Below are 18,416 nucleotides of genomic sequence, written 5' to 3' on the forward strand. Positions count from 1 at the left end.
GGGAACCGTTCCGCCGCAACGGACCACGTCCGGTACCGGCGCCCCCATCGCCGCCGAGGGAGCGCTGTGAGCGCGGCGGTCGGCGCAGGTCCGGAGCTGTCGTGCGGTCTGCCGCCCGGGCCGGAGTTCGCCGACCTGGCCGTGTTGGCCGAGGAGCTCGGCTACGCCAGGGTCTGGATATTCGACTCGGCGCCGCTGTGGGAGGACCCGTTCGTCCATCTCGCCCTCGCCGCGCAGCGGACGACGCGCATCGGGCTCGGCACCGCCGTCCTGATCCCCCAGCAGCGGTCCGTTATGGCCATGGCGTCCGGGATTGCCACCCTCGCCCGCATCTCCGGCGGGCGCTTCCGGGCGTGCTTCGGCACCGGGTTCACCGCGCGACTGACGGTGGGGCGACGCCCGATGGCCCTGAAGGCGCTCGCCGACTACACCGCGGCCGTGCGCCGACTGCTGGCGGGGGAGACCGCGACCGTGGACGGCCGGCCCGTGCGGATGCTGCACGCGGCGGGCCTGACCGCCCCCCGGCCGATCGAAGTGCCTTTGTGGCTCAGCGTGTTCGGTCCCCGCGGCAACGCCATGGCCGCCGAGCTCGCGGACGGCATCATCGGGCCGCCGCACCCTGCCCTCCCGACCGCGACGCTCATCTCCGGCACCGTGCTCGCCCCCGGCGAGGACCCCGGTTCGCAGCGCGTCCGGGAGGCGATCGGTCCGTGGCGGATCGTCGAGTGGCACACCGCGTACGCCTTCGGCGGCGCAGCCGCGGTCGACGCCCTGCCCGGCGGGCGGGCCTGGCGCGACGCGCTGGAGGCCTCGGCGCCCGAGAGCGAACGCCACCTGCTGACCTTCGAGGGCCACGTCACGCACCTGCCCGACCGCGACCGCCGCGTCCTTGAGCAGTTGGACGCCGCACACCTGGTCGGCGACGCCGAAATCGACGTCGCGAACCTGGTCGGCGACGCAGCCCGGATCGCCGGGAAAGTCGATGATCTCGCCGAGGCAGGCTTCGACGAGATCATCTACACCCCGGCCGGCCCCGACGTGGCACGCGAACTGCGCGCCATGGCCGAGGCGACACGACCGCGAGAGGGGCGGCACGCATGAGCAAGGGCTACGTGATCCTCACCGAGGCGATCCACGACCGGGCGGTGATGACGGAGTACGAAAAGGCGTCCACCGCACCGCTCGTCGAGCACCGGGGGACCGTGCTCGCCGCCACCGAGGACATCCAGGTCGTCGAAGGCCGCTGGCACGGCACCCGGACCGTGGTTCTGGAATTCGCGTCGGTGGAGGCGGCACGCGCGTGGTACGAATCGGCCGGCTACCAGGCAGCCAAGCCCCTCCGCGACAGCGCCGCCGAGAGCAACCTCGTCATCCTCCCGGGGTTCGAGTTCCCCGGCTGAGGGCCCGCCGGCACCCGGCGGGCCGTGCCGCGGTGCCTCAGGCGAGCCAGTCGGCGTAGCGCGTCTGGGCGATGCGGGTACCGTCGCCGTGGGCGACGAGCGCGTCGCCCGGTACGGCGGCGAACATCCCGGCGTCGGCGGTGACCACGCTGCGGTGGTCGCCATGGGCTTCCACGGTGATCCGGCCGAGTTCGTCGAGGGTGAAGACCTCGGGGCCGGCCACTTCGAGGATGCCGTTGAGCGGGGCGCCCGCGGCGACGTCCGCGACCGCTTCGGCGACCTCGGCGGCGGCGATCGGCTGGATCGGGGTGGCCGGCAGGCGTACGGTGTCGCCCTCCGTGGTCCAGGACAGGACCGCGTCGATGAACTCCATGAACTGCGTGGCCCGGACAATCGACCACGGGATCGAACCCGCCTTGAGCACGTCCTCCTGGAGGACCTTGGCGCGGTAGTAGGCGAGGTCGGGCACCTTGTCGACGCCGACGATCGACAGGACCACCACGTGCCCGACACCGGCCTTGCGGCTCGCGGACAGCAAGTTGTCCATGCTGGTGCGGAAGAAGTCCGCGGAAGCGTCGTCGAACGTGGGGGAGTTCGTCAGGTTCACCGCCACATCCGCGCCGGCCAGTCCCTCCTCCAGGCCCTCCCCGGTGACGACGTCGACGCCCGTCGACGTCGCAAGCGGCACCGCACGGTGTCCGGCGGCGTTCAGCTTTTCCACGACCTGCGACCCGATGAGGCCGGTTCCGCCGAGAACTGCGATCTGCATGGCAACGCCTTTCCGTCACGGACGCGTCCGGCACGGGCCGCACCCGGGTTCTAACTCGGATACTTTCTGTCCGCGAATGATACTCGGATAGAAACTATCCGAGTCAAGCGGGCGCCGTTAGAGTGATCGGGTGAAGATGTCCGGCGGCGTCGAGTGGGCGATCCACTGCTGTGTCGCGCTCACCTCCGTGCGGGCGCCGGTCCCGGCCACGCGCCTGGCGCAACTGCACGATGTCTCGCCCAGCTACCTCGCCAAACAACTCCAGGCGCTTTCCCGCGCCGGGCTCGTCCGTTCGGTGCAGGGCAAAGCGGGCGGCTACGTACTCACGCGCCCGCCCGAGGACATCACGGTGCTCGACGTCGTCGAGGCGATCGACGGTCCGGACCCGGCATTCGTCTGCACCGAGATCCGGCAGCGGGGTCCGCTCGCCCTCCCACCCGAGTCGTGCACCGGCCCCTGCGGCATCGCCCGGGTCATGGCCGAGGCCGACGCCGCCTGGCGCGCGTCCCTGGGCAAGGTCTCACTCGCCGACCTGGCGCGGGACGTCCGCACCACGCACGGCCCCGGCGCCTTCACCGGCATCGGCGCCTGGCTGGCGTCGAGCGACACCTGACGCCCGCGCCACGCCGCGGCGTCACGGCAACAAGCGCTGTTCCTTGGCGCCGGCCGCCACCCGACGGGGGAAGGCGGGGCCAGGGTGAGTAGGCGGCTTCGCGAGTCGCCTGCGGTCCGATTGTTCCGGCACCGGCACCGGCGCCTGACGGCGGTGAGCCACGCGTCCGCCACCGCTCACCGCACGGCTGTTGCCACGTGCAGGAGCATCCGCGCAGCGGAGCGCGACGCGTAAGGATCACCGAACTGCCGTGGGGCGACTGCTTTTTCGCCCCGTCGCGGCTGCGGCCTCTGTGGGCCCGCTCCCCGGTACGTGCTACTGCACCAGCGGTCACGACGCCGAGACGTACGTCGCACTCACCCCGGCGCAGGCCGAACTGAAGGCCGTGACCGGGCGTTTCGCCACCCCGGACACGGCCTCACGTTGGTTCCGTACCTACGGCTTGCGGGCGACGCCGCCGAACTCGATCCACTCGGTGGTCTCCTGGACGGGCCCTTCGCTGCCGTCCGGGCGCCACTGCGAGACCTCGACCAAGCCGGGATCGAGCAGTTCCAGGCCGGCTTCCGCGAAGAAGGCCGTCACGTCCTTCGCAGTGCGGACGCGTCCCCAGTTGCCCTGCGTCGCGGTGAGCATGAAGTCGGTGAGCCGCTCGCGTACTTCGTCGTCGTGGGAGACAAGGTGCGAGACCACCACGAAGCTGCCCGGGGCGAGGCGGTCCACGACCCGCCGCAGCAGCGCGCCGGGGTCGTCGCTGTCGGGGATGCAGTGGAGGACGGAGACGAACAACGCCGCGACGGGTTGGTCGAAGTCGAGGAGCTTGACGACGTCGGGGTGTTGCATCACGCCGTCGGTGTCGCGCATGTCCGCGGTGATGACGGTGGTGGTCGCGTTGTCCGCGAGCAGTGCGCGGCCGTGGGCGAGGACGATCGGGTCGTTGTCGATGTAGACGACCCGTGCCGAGGGGTGCACGGACTGCGCGACCTGGTGGACGTTGTCCTGCGTCGGCAGGCCGGAGCCGTGGTCGAGGAACTGCTTCACCCCGTGCTCCTCGGCGAGCACGCGCACGGCCCGCTGAAGATAACGGCGGTTGTTGATCGCCAGCGCCTGGGTTCCGGGTGCCGCCGCGGCCAACTGGTCGGAGGCGTCACGGTCGGCCTTGAAGTTGTCCTTGCCGCCCAGGTAGTAGTCGTACATCCTGGCGACACTCGGAACCGACACATCGATTCCGGTCGGCTTCCAATCCGCCGCAGGGTCGCCCACGTGTTGGTCGGACACCCGTACCCCCGAAGGTTCTTGACGTCACATCAGCCACCTTGGCCAATGCCGTACCAGCCTATCTCCCGACCAGGCCCTCGCGTCCACCGCCCACGAAGGCCCCCGACCGCCGACCATCCGTCCCCCCGGTGCACACACGAAGCCGGGCTTGGGCGCGGGAGTTCACCCCCCGGAACCGTCTTATCACTGTGTGTGATACCTCGATTGCGGAACGTTCTATGATCCGCAGGTGAGCGCACGGTACAGGTTCGAGATTCTGGGGCGGCTCACCGTCACGTGTGACGGCGTACCGGTCCCGCTCGGTGCGGCGAAACTGCGCATTCTGCTTGCCGCCTTGGTGGTCGAGGCCGGGCGGGTCGTCCCTGTGGACGTCCTTGTGGAGAGGCTGTGGCAGGATCGCCCGCCCGCCGGAGCACGCAACGCCGTGCAGAACTACGTCCTGCGACTGCGCCGCCTCATCGGTGCCGAGGTGGTGCGGACCGATCGCCGCGGCTACGTCGCCGACATCGCCCCCGGCCTTGTGGACGCACACCGTTTCTCGGCGCTCGTCGACCAGGGCAGAGGTGCTCTGGCGCGGGCAGATCCGCAACGTGCGGCGGTGCTGCTCGGCGACGCGTTGGGGCAGTGGAACGGTGACCCGCTGTCGGACCTGCCGCCTGAGCCCTTCCGTGACGTGGTCTCGGCGCTGTGCGAACAACGCATCGCCGCCCACGAGTTGTGGGCCGACGCACTCATCCGGTGCGGCCGGGCAGCCGAAACGCTGGTGGAGCTGGGCCGACTGACGGTGCGTCATCCGCTGCACGAACGTTTCTGGGAGCAGCGGATGCTGGCGCTGTATCAGTGCGGCCGCCAAGGGGAGGCCTTGGCGGCCTATCGTTCCGCCGCCGGCATCCTGGCCGAGGAACTGGGTGTCGACCCGGGCGCAGATCTGAAGGCCATGCACCAGCGCGTGCTGACGGCGGCGCCCGAGATCGCGCCCGTCCGGCGCGCGTCGCGCAGCGCCGGGAACCTGCCCGCGGAAACGACATCCTTCATCGGAAGGGAGTACGAACTCGCGGAGGTCAAAAGGCTGTTGGCGACGTCTCGCCTGGTGACCCTCACCGGGGTGGGCGGGGTCGGCAAGACCCGGCTGGCGTTGCGTGCGGCCTGCGGATGCATGCCCGCGTTCGGCGACGGTGCCTGGCTGGTCGACCTTGCGGCGGTGACCGACCCGGCCTTGGTCGAACACGCGGTCGCGGCGGCACTGGGGCTGCGCGACCAGTCCACGCGTTCACCGGCCGACGCGGTGGCCGACCACGTGCGCGATCGAGAACTACTGCTCGTGGTCGACAACTGCGAACACCTCGTGGACGCGGTCGCCGACCTCGTACTGCGTCTCCTGCGGGTCGCCCCGGCACTGCGGGTGCTGGCCACCAGCCGGGAGCAACTCGGAGTCTCCGGAGAGCACATCTACCGCGTCCCCTGCCTGGCGCTGGACGACGAGGCCGACGGGACGGCGTCGGAAGCGGCCCGGCTGCTCGTGGAACGCGCGTCGGCCTGCGGGGCGGTGTTGGACGGCGAACGGCGGGGCAGCGCCGTGGTCGAGCTGTGCCGGCGCCTGGACGGGATTCCGCTCGCCATCGAGTTGGCCGCCGTACGGCTCGGCTCGCTGACCGTCGAGGAAACGTTGGAGCGCCTTGCGGACAGCTTGGAACTGCTCGCCGCCCCGCGGTTTTCCGGGACCCACCGGTACGGGCGGACGCTCGGCGCGGTCATGGACTGGAGCCACGAACTGTGCACACCGGGGGAGCGGCTGCTCTGGGCGCGCCTGTCGGTCTTCGCCGGGAGCTTCGACCTGGAGGCGGCCGAGGCGGTGTGTGCCGGAGTCGGCATCGGGCCCGGGGACGTGCTGGCACACCTGACCGGCCTCGTCCACAAGTCCGTCGTGATGTGCGACCGCACCGGCAGCACGACGCGCTACCGGCTCCTGGAGACCATTCGGCAATACGGCATCGCACGCCTGCGTGCGGACGGAAGCGCGAGCGCGCTCCGGGCCCGCCACAGCGACCACTACCGCGCCTTGGCCGCGCGGGCCGCCGCCGAGTGGTGTGGCCCGGACGAAGCCGCGTGGTTGGGCCGGCTGCGCGAGGAACTGCCCAACCTGCGCGCGGCGTTGGAGTTCTGCCGTACGCACCCGGACCGCGCGCCGGTCGGGGCGGAGATCGCCGCCAACCTGATGCGTTCGCGCTCGTGGTTCCATTCCGGCTCACTGGGCGAGGCACGGCTGTGGATCGACAGCCTGTCAGCGCTCCTCGACCCGGCGGCAGGCGAACCACTCGTCGCCGTCACCGCCATGAAGGTCTTCATCGCGACGATCCAGGGCGACCATCCGGCCGCCGCCGCGCTGTTGGACGAAGTCAGGTCGGTCCCCGCGCTCGTCCGCCCCGCTCCGTTGGCCTATGTCCAGGGCGTGTTCGCGCTGCTGGTTCGCAGCGACCCGGGCTCCATCAGCCAACTGGCCCGCGTACGCGGTGAGTTCCGTACACTCGGGCACCACGGTGACGCCCACATGGCCACCATGTTCTGGGCGATGGCCGCCGCCTTCCTCGGGTCGCCGGACGCCGCAGTACGCGCCTGCGCGACCTACCTCGCCGAAGCCGAGGCCTCCGGCGGAGACTGGGCCCGCACCTGGGCCCAGTGGTGCGTCGGCCTCACCGAACTCCGGCACGGCGACCCCGCGTCGGCCCTCATGCCGCTGCGCGACGCCCTGGTGCGGCAGCACGCCATGGACGACAACTGGGGTCCCGCGTGGGCCGTGGAAACCCTCGCATGGGTGCTCGGTGCGCTCGAACGCCCGGAGCACAGCGCCCGGTTGCTCGGCGCGGCCCACCGCCTACGCCGCATGACCGGAGTGGCCCTGACCGGGCTGCGGCCGTTCCACCACCTGCATCTCGGCACGGAGCGCGTCGTCCGGCAGCGTCTTGACCCGCAGGCGTACGCCAAGGCGTGGCAACGCGGCGCGACAGCGGACGACGCCGTCGCTCTCGCCGTCGACATCGCACACGAGACCCACCGGCGCGGCGCGTGACCGGCACGTGACCGGCATGTGACCAGGCTGACAGGACCCGGCGAAAGAGTTGGGCACACCGGCGGGCGGCGCTCAGTTGCCCGACCGAGCGCCGCCCGCCGGTCTTCACGTCTCCGTCGAAGAAAGTCGCACATGTCATGCGCGCCAGGTTGCCGCTGATCGCCGTGTTCCTCGCCGCTCCGAACGCTGCCCTGACACATCATCAAGAGGCCGGGACCGCGGTCGACCACTCGGTCTCCTGCACTGTCTCGGAGCAGGGCACCGCCGACACCGCGTGCGGCCCGCCGATCACCCTCCGGCCCGGGGAGATGCTGCGGGTCGACCTGGTCTCCTCGGCCGGCAACGCCACGAAATTCTGCGCCGCACCACCGGGCGACGACGTCACCAACCTGTGTACGTAACCGTCAGCGGCCGACTCGCCGTTCCGGCGCGTGGCCGGCAGGCGTGTCAGACCTTCACCATGGGGTCGGGCTCGGCCGGGGACGTCTCCTTCTCGGGTGCCGGGCGGTTCGGCGCGGTGCGTGCGTGGGTCGCGTAGAGCGTCAGCCCGACGAAGGCCAGACCGCCGACCAGGTTGCCGAGCACGGTCGGAATCTCGTTCCAGATCAGGTAGTCGCCGACGGAAAAGTCACCGCCGAGCATCAGGCCCGACGGGAACAGGAACATGTTCACGACCGAGTGCTCGAAGCCCATGTAGAAGAACACCAGGATGGGCATCCACATGGCGATCACCTTGCCCGACACCGAAGTCGACAGCATGGCCGCGACAACGCCCGTGGACACCATCCAGTTGCACAGGACTCCGCGGATGAACAGCGTCAGCATTCCCGCGGCCCCGTGGTCGGCGTAGCCGACTGTGCGGCCCTCACCGATGTGCCCGATGGCTTCGCCGACCTGGTTCGGGTCCACACTGAAGGCGTACGTGAAGGTCACGGCCATCATGAGCGCGACAGTGAGCGCCCCCGCGAAGTTCCCGACGAACACCAACCCCCAGTTGCGCAGAACCGAACGCGGCCGAACACCGGGGCGCTTGTCGATCAGGGCCAGCGGAACGAGGGTGAACACACCGGTCAGCAGGTCGAATCCCAACAGGTACAACATGCAGAACCCGACCGGGAACAGCAGGGCACCGACGATGGCCTGACCGGTCTGCACGGTGACCGTCACCGCGAAAGCAGCCGCCAGCCCGAGGATCGCTCCGGCCATGAAGGCGCGGATCACGGTGTCTCGGGTGGACATGAACACTTTCGACTCACCGGCGTCGATCATCTTGCCGACGAACTCCGGGGGACTCACGTAGGACATGGCGTCGCTCTTTCCCTTGCGGCAACTGGTCAACGGGGCAACTGGGCAACTGGGGTAACTGGGGCTACTGGGCGGCTGCGTCGGCTGGTCGGCCCTGCCGGAACCCGGCGTGACCCGACGATGGTGGGCAGCGGCGTTTTCCCTGCGATGACCTGGCCGCGAACATCGGGTCACGTCGATCTCACCGCGAACTCGACCCGGTGTGAGCGTCGTTGGGTGTGTTTCGCGTACATGACGCGGGACGCGCGGACGCGGGGCCTGTGTGTTTCGGACGTCAAAATCGTGTGACGGCCGTGTTTCCGCCTGGCGTTGCCGCGTATGACAGGCAAAGCTGCCGGGACTTCCTGCACACCCGTCACCAGGAGCCCGGCATGACCCCGATCATGAGCAAGTCCGAAGCCGCCGAACTGGTCGTCGCCGCCCGGCTGCGCGGCGGCCACACGTGGGCGGACCTCGCCGCCGCGATCGGCGCGCCGCTCGTGTGGACCACCGCCGCCCTGCTCGGACAGCATCCGATGGCACCCGAACAAGCCGCGAAAATCTGTGGGTTCCTCGGCCTGGGCGAACGGGTCGCGGAGAGCCTGTGCCGTCAGCCGTCCCGCGGTTCCGCCGCCGAACTGATGAGTGACCCGACGGTGTACCGCTTCGTCGAGGCGCTGTCCGTCTACGGTCCCGCGCTGAAGGAGCTCATCCACGAGGAGTTCGGCGACGGAATCATGAGCGCCATCAACTTCCGCGTCGACATCGCCCGCCGCCCGGACCCGGACGGAGACCGGGTCGTCGTCACCTTCGACGGCAAATTCCTCGACTACAAGTGGTGACGGATCGGCGGTCTCAGCCGGCCGGGGGAGGGGGTTCGCCCGGCCGACCGTCGTACACCAACAGGCCGTCCGGGCGCACCCTGGCTCCGGGGGTCGGTGCGTGCCGCATCAGGCGTCCGCCGTGCATGAGGTGCAGCACGGGCGTCCGCGCGACCAGCACGGCGAAGTCCGCGATGATGCGGCGGTGGCAGCGCCACCACACGGCTTCGCTGCACATCACGGCGGTCCGCGTGCCGGCCGCCTCCGCCAGCAAGGTGTCCATCGCGTCGAGGAAATCCGGCTCGCGGGTGTGGCCGGCGTACGCCCGGAACGACGCGTTGCGCCACACGGTGTCCGGTGAATCGGGCGCCGCCTTGCGGAACCCGCCGAGGCGGCGCTCCCAGCGGTAGCCCACGCCCTCCTCGGGCAGCCACCGCTCAAGCCTGTCCCGCAGCGCGTCCGGGTTGCGACGGCTGCCGGGAGCGGTCCTGACGTCGACGACGAGACCGACCTCGGCGCCGCGCAGCAACGCGGCCAACCGGGCTCGATCGGCGGTCCCGTGACCGAACGTCATCAGTGCGTGCTCGGCGATCGTCGGGCTCCTGACCGGTGGCGACAGCTTCCCGCCCGCCGCGCCTGTGCCCCCGGGGCGTGGTGGACGCTGCCACCATGGTCGTCCCGTGGTCGACCGGCTGCATCCCGCACCGCGTTCTTCGTCGTCGCGTACACCGGGATCTCCCTGCCGGTGGCGGGCGTCGGCGCGCTCACCCTGGCCCTCGGCCTGCGATGCTGTCAGCTTTTGGTCGCGACGGCCTGCGTGGTGCCGTCGCCGTGGTATTCGTCGTACAGCAGGCGCCCGACCAGCGCTCCGCCGAACACCACGAAACCCGCGCCGACCAGCCACGATTCGACCATGAGCAGCGTGCCCACCGGCCCGTAGGTGACGGCGTTGCCCACGATCAGCGGGGCGAAGACCACGGCGGAGAACAGCCGCAGCCCCACCAGCCCTCCCATCGTGGCGACGGCCCCGGGGGCGAGGAACCGGGCCGGGATGCGGCCGGCGAGCAGGAAGTACTGGCTCCACCAGAAGAACAGCCAGCCGCCCACCACGATGATCACAACCCGCGCCAGGCTGTGCAGCGGACCGCCCAACGGAAGGCTGCGGCTGGAGGCCATGCCGAACAGGTAGGCGGCGAGTATCGCGAGCCACACCACCCCGCGCCACGCCTTGTGCCAGGGGCCCACCGACAACCCCCACACCTTCTCGTAGCCGGTCTGCACGCTGGCCGCGAAGGACAGGCCGAACAGCGCGAGAATCGCGAGGCTGAACGCGCTGGTCGTGCTCAGGACCTGGCGTGGCGCGGTGAACAGCTGCTGTACGGACTCCGCGGACCGGCCGGAGATGCCCATCGCGTCGACGATCCAGCCGCCGAAGCCGGGATAGGGCACGTGCTCGGGCAACGGGTTCGCGGCGGCGACGACGATGAGCAGCGGGACGAGCGTGACCAGACCGAGCGCGGCGAACCCCATCGAGCGGTGCATGAGTTCGATCTCCGCGCCGCGCCGGTAGCAGCGCCCGGCTCCGACCAGCGACCGGCGTACGGCGGCACGGCCGGGCAGCTTCCCCCGGACCGCGCCCGCCGTCGCACGCAGCCGCCGCCCGCGCGGGGCCGCATCATCGCGCCGCTCGCCCATGGCGCCCACTCCCTCGTCTCCCTCGTCCCGCCCGCCGGCCCTGCCGCCGCGACCCGCCGGGCGCGGTACCCGAAACCCGGTCGAGTATCCGGCCGGCGAGCGGGACTGCGGGTGGGTGCCGCCGCCGCACGGCTGCCGGGTCAACGCGTCTCCCCGGGAGCGCCGGGGGACAGGCGCGGGCAGGTCGCCGTCCGTCCTGCCCAGGGAAGACAACCAGGCCGGCGGCCCGTGGGCGAGGCAGCCACGCGGAATGCGGCCGGGCGACCGGGTCAGGCGGCGCAGACGGCGTGCCCCCGGGCGCGGATCGACCAGCGCGGCCGGCGAACGCATCCGGCCCCGCGCACGCGGTTCGCCGCCGAACAACGACAGCCGGACAACCGGCTGACCACCGACGGAACGCACCAATGCGGCCGACCCAAGTCACAGGCGGTGCCGGGTGGTTCAAACGGCAGTGCGGTCATCCGAAAGCAACATCCGAACGATGGGGAGAAGGTTCGGGCATGGCTGATTGGACGAAGATCTCCGGCGGCCTCGCGGCGATCGCGGCAGGTTCGCGGACCACCGTGTGGGGCGTGAACTCCGGCGGGGGCATCTACCGGTACACCAACAACGACGGCAACCCGTGGGTCAACATCCCCGGTGGCCTCATCGACATCGGCGCGGGCGCGGACGGCACGGTGTGGGGCGTCAACCGCAACGGCGACATCTACCGCTACAGCGGCGACCAGCCCGGTTGAGCCGACGGCATGCGGCAGGCCCCGACCCCACCAAGGGGCGGGGCCTGCCCGGCCTCGCTCCCGTAGTTCGTCGGCGGGCGATGTTCTCCGAACACCGCCGGGCGCGAGGCTTCGAGCGACGTCGAATGCGCACTGACCCCTGCCGTCTGTCGTCCGCGTGAAGCGGGGCCGTAGACTCCCGCGTTCATGGAACTGTGGGAACTGACGGTCCGCGAACGCGTCCGCGACACGCTCGCCCTCTACAACTGGTCGGGGGACGCCCTGCGTCTCGACGGGCTGGCCTCCGCGTTCTGTGCGGACGGGCGGCTGGAACTGCGCGGCCGGGAGCCGCTGGAGGGACGCGAGGCCATCGTGCGCTTCCTCTCCGGCGTCGCGGCGGGAGGCGACGACGAGCCCCGGCCCGCCCCGTGCGCCGACGGCCCGCGCCGCATCGTGCGCCACGTGCTGACGAATGTCCGCTTCCTGGAGATCACCCCCGAACAGGCACGTGTTGAGGCCTACTTCACGGTCTTCACCGAAATCGGCCTCGACCACTACGGCCGCTACCGCGACGTCCTCGTACCCGTCGGCGACGCATGGCTGATCCGCCACCGGTTCGTCTCCACCGACTGGCGAGCCCCGAACTCGACCATGGCACCTCCGTCTGCTGTCGAGTAAGCGACAAACAACGTCGATGCGGCGTCCGGACCGACGGAACCGTCCCGTCTCACGCGACTTCCGTACGCCGCGCACGAACTGCGCGGTCAGGAACGACACGACCGAGGCGACCACGATCAGCGGCGTCCGATCCTGGGCATCGGCGTGGACCAACAGGCGCATCGCGCGCACGGAAGTCACCGGCTACGACACCAGGGTCTGCTCCTCCAACTCGGTCAGCTTCACCGTGCACAGACCGCCGCGTTCGGCTGTGACGCCGGTGACCTTGAGCTGCGTGCCCGGTGTGAGGATGTACTCCTCCTCGTCGGTGAACGCCGAGAAACTGCGGATTCCCACCGCGCGCACGGGAACGACCTCGAAAAGCGTGCGCTTGCCGCGCGAACCCAGAAAGGACTTCGCGACACCGAGTTCGGACGTGCACGACGAGACACCCCACCACGTCACCGTTCGGCCGAGCGGATATTGCGCACGCAGGTCCAGTGAAACGCCGCGCCACAACGGCTCGGTGCGGGCGGGCAGTTGAGACACCGCGGAGAACAGCAGCCGCAGATACGGAAGGTACGGGACGACTTTGCTCCGGTCCGGCGTCCGCAGGACGGCGTTGATCTCCCGGTAGAAGGCGGATTCGCAGGTGTAGAGGTACAGCGCGGCGATCGCGTCGGCCGACAGGCCGGAAACTGCCTCGCCCGCCCGCTGCTTGGCGAAGTCGTACGAACGATCGACGTGCGAGCCGAGACCGGACAGCAGTTCGGCGACGGGCGACACCGCGTCGCGGAAATCCATGAGCGGGGTGTCGAACACTCCCGTGATGGCAGGGAGGACGAGGCCTTCGTCTTTTACGCTTGACAGCCGGTCGAGGTAGAGCTGGTGCAGTTCCATCGTGGAGGCGATGAACGCGCCCATGCGCTTTGCCGTTTCGGCATTGCCGCCGTCGGCGTCGGCGGCGAGCTGGTTCCATCCGGCGCTGGGCAGCCAGTCGATCTCGTCGGCGCCGAGCGAGGCCAGTGCGTCGTTGACCACGGTGAAATGATCGCCGTCACAGAAGATGTCGCCCTGTGCCGCGGGGTTGGGGTGGTCGATGTGCCGGACCTCGACGTCCGGGTATTTCTTCTCCAGCCCGACGACCACCTTTTTCAGATTGCGCGCGTGCGCACCCCACCATGCGAAGACGACACCCCGGTCCTCTTCGTCGTCCGCATTCTGCTTGGCCTGGAGAATTTCCTCGACAATGCGTTCCGCGACCGGCCGCCAGAATGCGGTGTGCCGGTCGGTCGCCGTGGCCCCGTCGCTGTCCGCGGTGAGTGAGGCGTTCAACAGGAGAACGCCCTGCGTGAGCATCGCCTGGAACCATTCCGGCGGCTGTACGGTCTCCTGCTTTTTCAACAGCGCACGCACGTCGGCGATCGGGGTCTTCTTGGGAATGCCGTATTTCCACATCGCCGCGGCCTTGATGATGCAGCGGATGCTGACGACCCGGCCGAACTGGCTGTCCGCCCAATCGTGGAACGTGTTGTCGAACATCGCGATGCCGGTGGCGCTCTCCGGCCTCGGGTACGGGTTCTGCCCGAAGACGACGACCTTCCACTTGTGCGGCGGATGGGGCTTGAGCGCCTGGAAGGTCAGTTCGCGTACGGGGACGACCTGCGGGGACCTGCCCGGCCCTATGAACGACTGCGCGTCCGGCTGCGCCTCGATCAGCGGCTTCAGCAGCGGAAGCCACGGCTCGCCGCCGCCCTTGAACAGCTCGGTGAGGGCCAGGGGGTCGTTCGCGTCGGGCGTGGCGGGGGAGTTTGCGTCACTCATTCCAGGAGCTCCGAGGAATCAATAGCCGGCAGGGCGGGACAACGATTGATTCCCACAGGAAATGCCGGGATAGCGCGACAAAAATCCAAAAACGCCCATCCGGCGCGTTGGCCTCTATTGTCGGCAAGGTATTCCGGGTCCGACCCGTGGAAATCCCGCGGCACGCTAGCAGCGGCCCATGACAGCGGCAATCGACCGGGTGGAAGCCGGCTCCCGGTCCTCGCCGCACCGTTGTCGGCGACGCCCCGTAGGGTCGTGAGCGGTGGAAGGACCGTTTTCCGATCGGAGTGGATTATGACCGTGAATCGCGAGCAGCCGCCGCTCAGGGTGGTGCTCACCGACACCAATCCGAAAGTGGTGGAGGCATGGCGGGCGGCATTCGCCGACACCCCGGGGATCGCGATTCGCAAAGGCTCGATCCTCGACGAGGAGGTCGACGCGTGGGTCAGTCCGACCAACTCGCGCGGCCGGATGGACGGCGGCGTCGACGCCGCCGTCAAGCGGCACCTCGGAGCCGGCATCCAACTGCGCGTGCAGCGCGCGATCCGCGACGGCTTCGCCGGAAGCCTCCCGGTGGGCAGCGCGGTGTGCGTGGCCTCCGGAGCGGTCAACCCGAAGTTTTTGATCTCGACGCCGACGATGGAGACGTCGTCGGAGAACGTGAGCGGGACGCTGAACGTGGCGCTCGCGTGCGCCGCCGCGTTCCAGGCGATCCACCGGCAGAACGAGGCCGCGCCGGGCAGCATCGAGTCGGTCGCCCTGGTCGGCATGGGCGCCCGCACCGGCCGGGTGCCGGCACGGGTGTGCGCCAACCTGATGTGGACGGGCTACACGCTGTTCCACGACCACCGCTTCGACGACTACGACGACTTGCGCCGCACGATCGTCGCGCAACTCGACGACATCGAGGCCGCACCGGAGGAGACGCGGGTGCGCATCACGCCGCCCAAGCGCAGCACATCCCGTCGCTGATGCGGCGCGGCCCACGATCGTTCGGACCGGAGCTCCCAGGCAGGCAGGTGCGGGACGCCGACGCGGCCGACGGGCAACTCACCGTGTCATGCCGGGAGTTCCCCCACCGCATCCGGCGATCGGCGAGCAGAAGGCTGCCTGCGGCCACAAGCTGCGGGCAGCCTTCCACGTCGTGTCCGCGGGGCTACGTGAAGTCGGCCATGCTCTTGCCCACATCGGCGAGTGTGGCCGGCTTCGGGTAGTTGCCGGTGAGTTTGATGACGGGGAGGTTGCACCGGTAGGCGCCGGTGTCGGGCTTGAAGTCCGCGGGCTTCCAGCCGTCGGGGCTCGCGGTGACGATGTTGTTGCAGGCGATCGGGGCGTCCGAGACCGACAGGTCCAAGGGTGCCTGGAGTCCGCCGGCGGTCCAGGCCTTCTCCTTCAGTGCGGCTTCGTACACGCACTTGCGTGTGAGCTGGTCACCGCATGTCGAGGCCGACTTGGCGAACAGCAGCCAGGACGAGAACGCGCGGACGGATCCGAGCCCCACCTTCGCCCCGGGCGCGTACTTGGCGAACAGGTCGATGACCTTCTGCGTCGCCGGGTTCTGCGCGGCAAGTTCCAGCGGGAACACGCCGCTCAGATCCGCGACGTTGTTCTGGGCGGAGAGTGCCTGGTTGCCGGTGAGCTGGAGGAAGTCGTCGCCGTAGGCGTTGCTGTTGGCGTCGATCCAGTCGAGCTTGTAGTCGATCGTCGTCAGCGCCTGCTCCAGCTTGGAGAGCTGGTTGAACGCCCCGTAGAACAGCAGGCCTTTGACGTTCTTGCTCTTGATCGACTGCGCGTACGGCATCCAGTCCGATACCCCCTGCGCCGGGTACAGGTCGTTGTAGATGATCGTGCCGCCGGTTGCCCTGACACCCTCGTCGGCCATGGCGGTCAGCGGTTTCACCGATGGCGAGTCGCCGGCGATCACGCCGACGGCGTTCGCCGAGCCGGGGTACGCCTCCTTCAACAGCCAGTGGTACAGCCCCGCGTACATGACGTACGACGAGCCGCCGGGCTGCGTGGACACCTGGAGATCGGAACCGCCGTTCTCCAGCGAGACGGGTTGGGCGGGGAAGTCCGGCAGCAGGCACGACAGCCGTTCCTTGACACCCATGTTGTCCAGCGCGGCACCGCCGCCGACGAGCGCGAAATCGTCGCGGCAGGCGTCGGTCATCCGCTGCCGCACCTCCACCAGCTTCGAGTCGTGGATGTTGGCGACGAGCTTGCGGCCGTTGATGCCGCCCGCGTCGTTGCACCAGGCGGTGAACACCTTGGCCGCGTCGGGGAATTCCTGCTTCTTGGTGAAGCCGACGTCGCTGAAGACACCGACCTTGATCTCCTCGGCGGTGACCCCCTGGGCCGGCGCGCTCGTCGGGTCGCCGGGCCCGCAGACGCTCTTCAGATCACCGAAGTCCGCTGATACGGCAACCGGTTGAGCGTTGCCGGGCGCCGACTCGGGTTCGGAGCTGTCACCTCGGTCCGAACATCCTGCCGCGAGCAGAGCGGCCGCCGCCAGCGCGGCGACCAGGGTTCTCTGCGGTCTCATGGGCTGCCTCCTCAAAGCTGGTCCCAGAAACTGCTTTATGCGGATATGTGCGCTTTGGTTTCGTCGAGGCCCGGCTGCTTCCCCGTCCGGGCGATGCGGCGAAGCGATGTGGTGAGGGATGCGGCTGCGCGTGATGCGAGTGCGCGGCCGTGGAGCGTCCTTAGGCCGGGTCTTCTTGCGGAAGTGCGGAACGTCGGGGCCGACTCATGGCCGGCGGTGCCGGGGAAACACGCGGTTCGGTTGGTGGCCCGCACGGGCCCGCACGCCTGGCGGGCAATCGCTCGTGCGTCGCGGACAAAACCTGTCGGCTCAGGGACGGCCCACATTGTGATAGCGAAATGAAAGTTGTGTCAACGGTTCCCGGATTGCCGAACGGTTGGTAGCGCGAACGTACCCGCCGCTGTGGCAAAAGGGGCACAACGGATGTGCGTCATCCGTCCCGGCCGCGCCGACAGTCCTGTCGCCGAATCGGGGCGCGGCAACCCGGGCGAGATCGGATCCGCCAGAGGCGTGGCCTGGCGGCCGTGTTCCGGTCGGGAAGCTCGGCCGACCGGCCGGAAGGGGTCAGCTCGCCCGCGTCGTCGTCCGCGGCGCGGGCGCGCGTCCCCGCGCCTGGCGGGTGGCGATGGAGGCGGATTGGGCCACGCGGCGACCGAGGTCGAGTACGTCCGCGACGGGCACGGGGTGCTCGGGCCCGGTGACGCTCAAGGACAGCAGCACCCGGCCGATCGGGTCGAAGACCGGGGCGGCGACGGTCTTGAAGACAATCTCGTCGGAGTCGGCCAGGCCGCCGAGCGGGACCAGCATCTCCTGGGTCTGCTGAAGCACCTCGGTCAGACGCCGGACGGCGTCGTCGTCGGTCGGCTCGCTGCGCACGCGCGACATCGCCTTGGTCACGGCGGGGGAGGAGATCGGAGGCAGCGGGACGCTGAAGCCGCGGGTGCGGACGTCCGCCAGGACCTCGCGGTAGTACGCGGCCAACTCGGGCGGGAGCCCGGCGCGTTCGAGCCAGGTGTCGATCACGTCGTCGTCGGCCCAGGCGAGGAAGATCGCGCCGATGGGGGCGAGCAGAGGCGAACGGTCGCCGGGATACCCGATGCTCTGGGCGAGCGGTTCGGGCCCGCGGCGGGCGAGGAAGATGACGTCCCGGCCGGCGACCGCGGTGACGCCGACCTCGGCATCGAGTTCGGCGGCAAGTGATTCGGCCTGTTCGATCGCGGCCTCGATCGCCGGGTGCTGTTCGAGGGCGGCATGGCCGGTCGCGGCGAGGGCCGGGCCCAGGACGTACGTGCGGTGCTCCGGGTCCCGGATGACGAACCCGCAGTCGCACAGCACCGCGAGCGTGGCATGCGCGGAAGCGATGTTCATGCCGAGATGGCGGACCAGCTCGGTGATGGTGAAACCCCGCGAGGGGTGCGCGGTGAGGAAGGAGACGATGTTCGCCGCGCGGACGGAAGCGGGGGCGGGCCGGGCCATGCGGGGAGACTATCCGGTTTTGGTGAAGCTGAACACTTGACTGCAAATTAAGTTTTGCTATGGCGATGCAATGTCCTCATGCGGGAGGCCGATGCTTGCTGCGCTCCCCGGCGGTCACGGCCTCCATGGCGCGCCCGCCCCACGGGACGCGTCAGGGGCCTCCCTGCCCTGGGCAGGCGCCGCTTCGACCGGCACGCGAGGCCGGGTTCGCCGTCGCGGACCCATCCGTGGACTCGTCGACGAGACCGGCCTCTCGTGCGTCGCGCCGACCCCGGGA

The 18,416-nt window shown here is 69.8% G+C and carries 17 protein-coding genes; 9 read left to right on the forward strand and 8 right to left on the reverse strand.

The features are described from left to right. The first annotated feature begins 66 nt into the window (after window positions 1–66). Window positions 67–1,101 (forward strand): LLM class flavin-dependent oxidoreductase, encoded by a 1,035-nt coding sequence (locus ACRX5W_RS26145; protein ID WP_436790766.1) that lies wholly within the window; start codon window positions 67–69, stop codon window positions 1,099–1,101. Continuing rightward, window positions 1,098–1,400, forward strand: coding sequence for a DUF1330 domain-containing protein (locus tag ACRX5W_RS26150; RefSeq protein ID WP_436790767.1), 303 nt, complete (start codon window positions 1,098–1,100; stop codon window positions 1,398–1,400). Before ACRX5W_RS26145 ends, ACRX5W_RS26150 begins: the two co-directional genes overlap by 4 nt. A gap of 37 nt (window positions 1,401–1,437) precedes the next feature. Here ACRX5W_RS26150 and ACRX5W_RS26155 read toward each other — a convergent pair whose 3' ends face one another. Continuing rightward, window positions 1,438–2,169 carry an SDR family oxidoreductase gene (locus tag ACRX5W_RS26155; protein ID WP_436790768.1) on the reverse strand — a complete coding sequence of 244 codons (732 nt, stop codon included), beginning with the start codon at window positions 2,167–2,169 and terminating at the stop codon, window positions 1,438–1,440. Between the two features lie 136 nt (window positions 2,170–2,305). Here ACRX5W_RS26155 and ACRX5W_RS26160 point away from each other — a divergent pair, with 136 nt between their 5' ends. Beyond that, window positions 2,306–2,782 (forward strand): RrF2 family transcriptional regulator, encoded by a 477-nt coding sequence (locus tag ACRX5W_RS26160; RefSeq protein WP_436790825.1) that lies wholly within the window; start codon window positions 2,306–2,308, stop codon window positions 2,780–2,782. A 435-nt stretch (window positions 2,783–3,217) separates the two neighbouring features. Here ACRX5W_RS26160 and ACRX5W_RS26165 read toward each other — a convergent pair whose 3' ends face one another. Further along, entirely contained in the window at window positions 3,218–4,057 is an 840-nt protein-coding gene (locus ACRX5W_RS26165; RefSeq protein WP_436790769.1) for an SAM-dependent methyltransferase, read from the reverse strand. A 229-nt stretch (window positions 4,058–4,286) separates the two neighbouring features. Here ACRX5W_RS26165 and ACRX5W_RS26170 point away from each other — a divergent pair, with 229 nt between their 5' ends. Continuing rightward, window positions 4,287–7,124 (forward strand): BTAD domain-containing putative transcriptional regulator, encoded by a 2,838-nt coding sequence (locus ACRX5W_RS26170; protein WP_436790770.1) that lies wholly within the window; start codon window positions 4,287–4,289, stop codon window positions 7,122–7,124. Between the two features lie 137 nt (window positions 7,125–7,261). Beyond that, window positions 7,262–7,525, forward strand: a complete 264-nt coding sequence (locus ACRX5W_RS26175) for a hypothetical protein (RefSeq protein WP_436790771.1) — start codon at window positions 7,262–7,264, stop codon at window positions 7,523–7,525. A 46-nt stretch (window positions 7,526–7,571) separates the two neighbouring features. On the opposite strand, the gene ACRX5W_RS26180 is transcribed toward ACRX5W_RS26175, so the two are convergent. Further along, the gene (locus ACRX5W_RS26180; protein ID WP_436790772.1) at window positions 7,572–8,429 is read right to left on the reverse strand and encodes a formate/nitrite transporter family protein; all 858 of its coding nucleotides are present in this window, start codon (window positions 8,427–8,429) and stop codon (window positions 7,572–7,574) included. Between the two features lie 371 nt (window positions 8,430–8,800). On the opposite strand from ACRX5W_RS26180, the gene cynS reads away from it, so the two are divergent. Continuing rightward, on the forward strand, window positions 8,801–9,250 hold the full coding sequence (cynS, locus tag ACRX5W_RS26185; RefSeq protein ID WP_436790773.1) for a cyanase: 450 nt from the start codon (window positions 8,801–8,803) through the stop codon (window positions 9,248–9,250). A gap of 13 nt (window positions 9,251–9,263) precedes the next feature. On the opposite strand, the gene ACRX5W_RS26190 is transcribed toward cynS, so the two are convergent. Both ACRX5W_RS26190 and ACRX5W_RS26195 read right to left on the reverse strand, forming a co-directional pair. Further along, entirely contained in the window at window positions 9,264–9,803 is a 540-nt protein-coding gene (locus ACRX5W_RS26190) for a DUF488 domain-containing protein (protein WP_436790774.1), read from the reverse strand. Window positions 9,804–10,021: 218 nt separating this feature from the next. Beyond that, window positions 10,022–10,924, reverse strand: coding sequence for a ribonuclease BN (locus tag ACRX5W_RS26195; protein WP_436790775.1), 903 nt, complete (start codon window positions 10,922–10,924; stop codon window positions 10,022–10,024). Between the two features lie 500 nt (window positions 10,925–11,424). Here ACRX5W_RS26195 and ACRX5W_RS26200 point away from each other — a divergent pair, with 500 nt between their 5' ends. Together ACRX5W_RS26200 and ACRX5W_RS26205 are read left to right on the forward strand one after the other, a co-directional pair. After that, complete coding sequence (locus tag ACRX5W_RS26200; protein WP_436790776.1) at window positions 11,425–11,661, forward strand: tectonin domain-containing protein; 237 nt, start codon at window positions 11,425–11,427, stop codon at window positions 11,659–11,661. A 186-nt stretch (window positions 11,662–11,847) separates the two neighbouring features. After that, window positions 11,848–12,318, forward strand: a complete 471-nt coding sequence (locus ACRX5W_RS26205; RefSeq protein WP_436790777.1) for a nuclear transport factor 2 family protein — start codon at window positions 11,848–11,850, stop codon at window positions 12,316–12,318. A 183-nt stretch (window positions 12,319–12,501) separates the two neighbouring features. Here the strand turns inward: ACRX5W_RS26205 and ACRX5W_RS26210 are convergent, their stop codons facing one another. Then, window positions 12,502–14,121, reverse strand: a complete 1,620-nt coding sequence (locus ACRX5W_RS26210; RefSeq protein ID WP_436790778.1) for an ADP-ribosyltransferase domain-containing protein — start codon at window positions 14,119–14,121, stop codon at window positions 12,502–12,504. Window positions 14,122–14,415: 294 nt separating this feature from the next. Here ACRX5W_RS26210 and ACRX5W_RS26215 point away from each other — a divergent pair, with 294 nt between their 5' ends. Beyond that, entirely contained in the window at window positions 14,416–15,093 is a 678-nt protein-coding gene (locus ACRX5W_RS26215) for a macro domain-containing protein (protein WP_436790779.1), read from the forward strand. Between the two features lie 184 nt (window positions 15,094–15,277). On the opposite strand, the gene ACRX5W_RS26220 is transcribed toward ACRX5W_RS26215, so the two are convergent. Together ACRX5W_RS26220 and ACRX5W_RS26225 are read right to left on the reverse strand one after the other, a co-directional pair. Next, window positions 15,278–16,663: an ABC transporter substrate-binding protein gene (locus tag ACRX5W_RS26220; protein WP_436790780.1), complete on the reverse strand. Its 1,386-nt coding sequence runs from the start codon at window positions 16,661–16,663 to the stop codon at window positions 15,278–15,280. A gap of 564 nt (window positions 16,664–17,227) precedes the next feature. Further along, window positions 17,228–18,139 (reverse strand): IclR family transcriptional regulator, encoded by a 912-nt coding sequence (locus ACRX5W_RS26225; RefSeq protein ID WP_436790781.1) that lies wholly within the window; start codon window positions 18,137–18,139, stop codon window positions 17,228–17,230. Window positions 18,140–18,416 lie beyond the last annotated feature (277 nt).

The organism is Yinghuangia sp. YIM S10712 (genome assembly GCF_051388935.1).
Classification (GTDB): Bacteria; Actinomycetota; Actinomycetes; order Streptomycetales; family Streptomycetaceae; genus Yinghuangia.

Excerpts from the sequence above, each read along its gene's own strand:
- ACRX5W_RS26150 (WP_436790767.1), top strand. The coding sequence starts at position 1,098 with ATGAGCAAGGGCTACGTGATCCTCACCGAGGCGATCCACGACCGGGCG.
- ACRX5W_RS26155 (WP_436790768.1), bottom strand. The coding sequence starts at position 2,169 with ATGCAGATCGCAGTTCTCGGCGGAACCGGCCTCATCGGGTCGCAGGTC.
- ACRX5W_RS26160 (WP_436790825.1), top strand. The coding sequence starts at position 2,306 with ATGTCCGGCGGCGTCGAGTGGGCGATCCACTGCTGTGTCGCGCTCACC.
- ACRX5W_RS26175 (WP_436790771.1), top strand. The coding sequence starts at position 7,262 with ATGCGCGCCAGGTTGCCGCTGATCGCCGTGTTCCTCGCCGCTCCGAAC.
- ACRX5W_RS26180 (WP_436790772.1), bottom strand. The coding sequence starts at position 8,429 with ATGTCCTACGTGAGTCCCCCGGAGTTCGTCGGCAAGATGATCGACGCC.
- cynS (WP_436790773.1), top strand. The coding sequence starts at position 8,801 with ATGACCCCGATCATGAGCAAGTCCGAAGCCGCCGAACTGGTCGTCGCC.
- ACRX5W_RS26190 (WP_436790774.1), bottom strand. The coding sequence starts at position 9,803 with ATGACGTTCGGTCACGGGACCGCCGATCGAGCCCGGTTGGCCGCGTTG.
- ACRX5W_RS26195 (WP_436790775.1), bottom strand. The coding sequence starts at position 10,924 with ATGGGCGAGCGGCGCGATGATGCGGCCCCGCGCGGGCGGCGGCTGCGT.
- ACRX5W_RS26200 (WP_436790776.1), top strand. The coding sequence starts at position 11,425 with ATGGCTGATTGGACGAAGATCTCCGGCGGCCTCGCGGCGATCGCGGCA.
- ACRX5W_RS26205 (WP_436790777.1), top strand. The coding sequence starts at position 11,848 with ATGGAACTGTGGGAACTGACGGTCCGCGAACGCGTCCGCGACACGCTC.
- ACRX5W_RS26210 (WP_436790778.1), bottom strand. The coding sequence starts at position 14,121 with ATGAGTGACGCAAACTCCCCCGCCACGCCCGACGCGAACGACCCCCTG.
- ACRX5W_RS26215 (WP_436790779.1), top strand. The coding sequence starts at position 14,416 with ATGACCGTGAATCGCGAGCAGCCGCCGCTCAGGGTGGTGCTCACCGAC.
- ACRX5W_RS26220 (WP_436790780.1), bottom strand. The coding sequence starts at position 16,663 with ATGAGACCGCAGAGAACCCTGGTCGCCGCGCTGGCGGCGGCCGCTCTG.
- ACRX5W_RS26225 (WP_436790781.1), bottom strand. The coding sequence starts at position 18,139 with ATGGCCCGGCCCGCCCCCGCTTCCGTCCGCGCGGCGAACATCGTCTCC.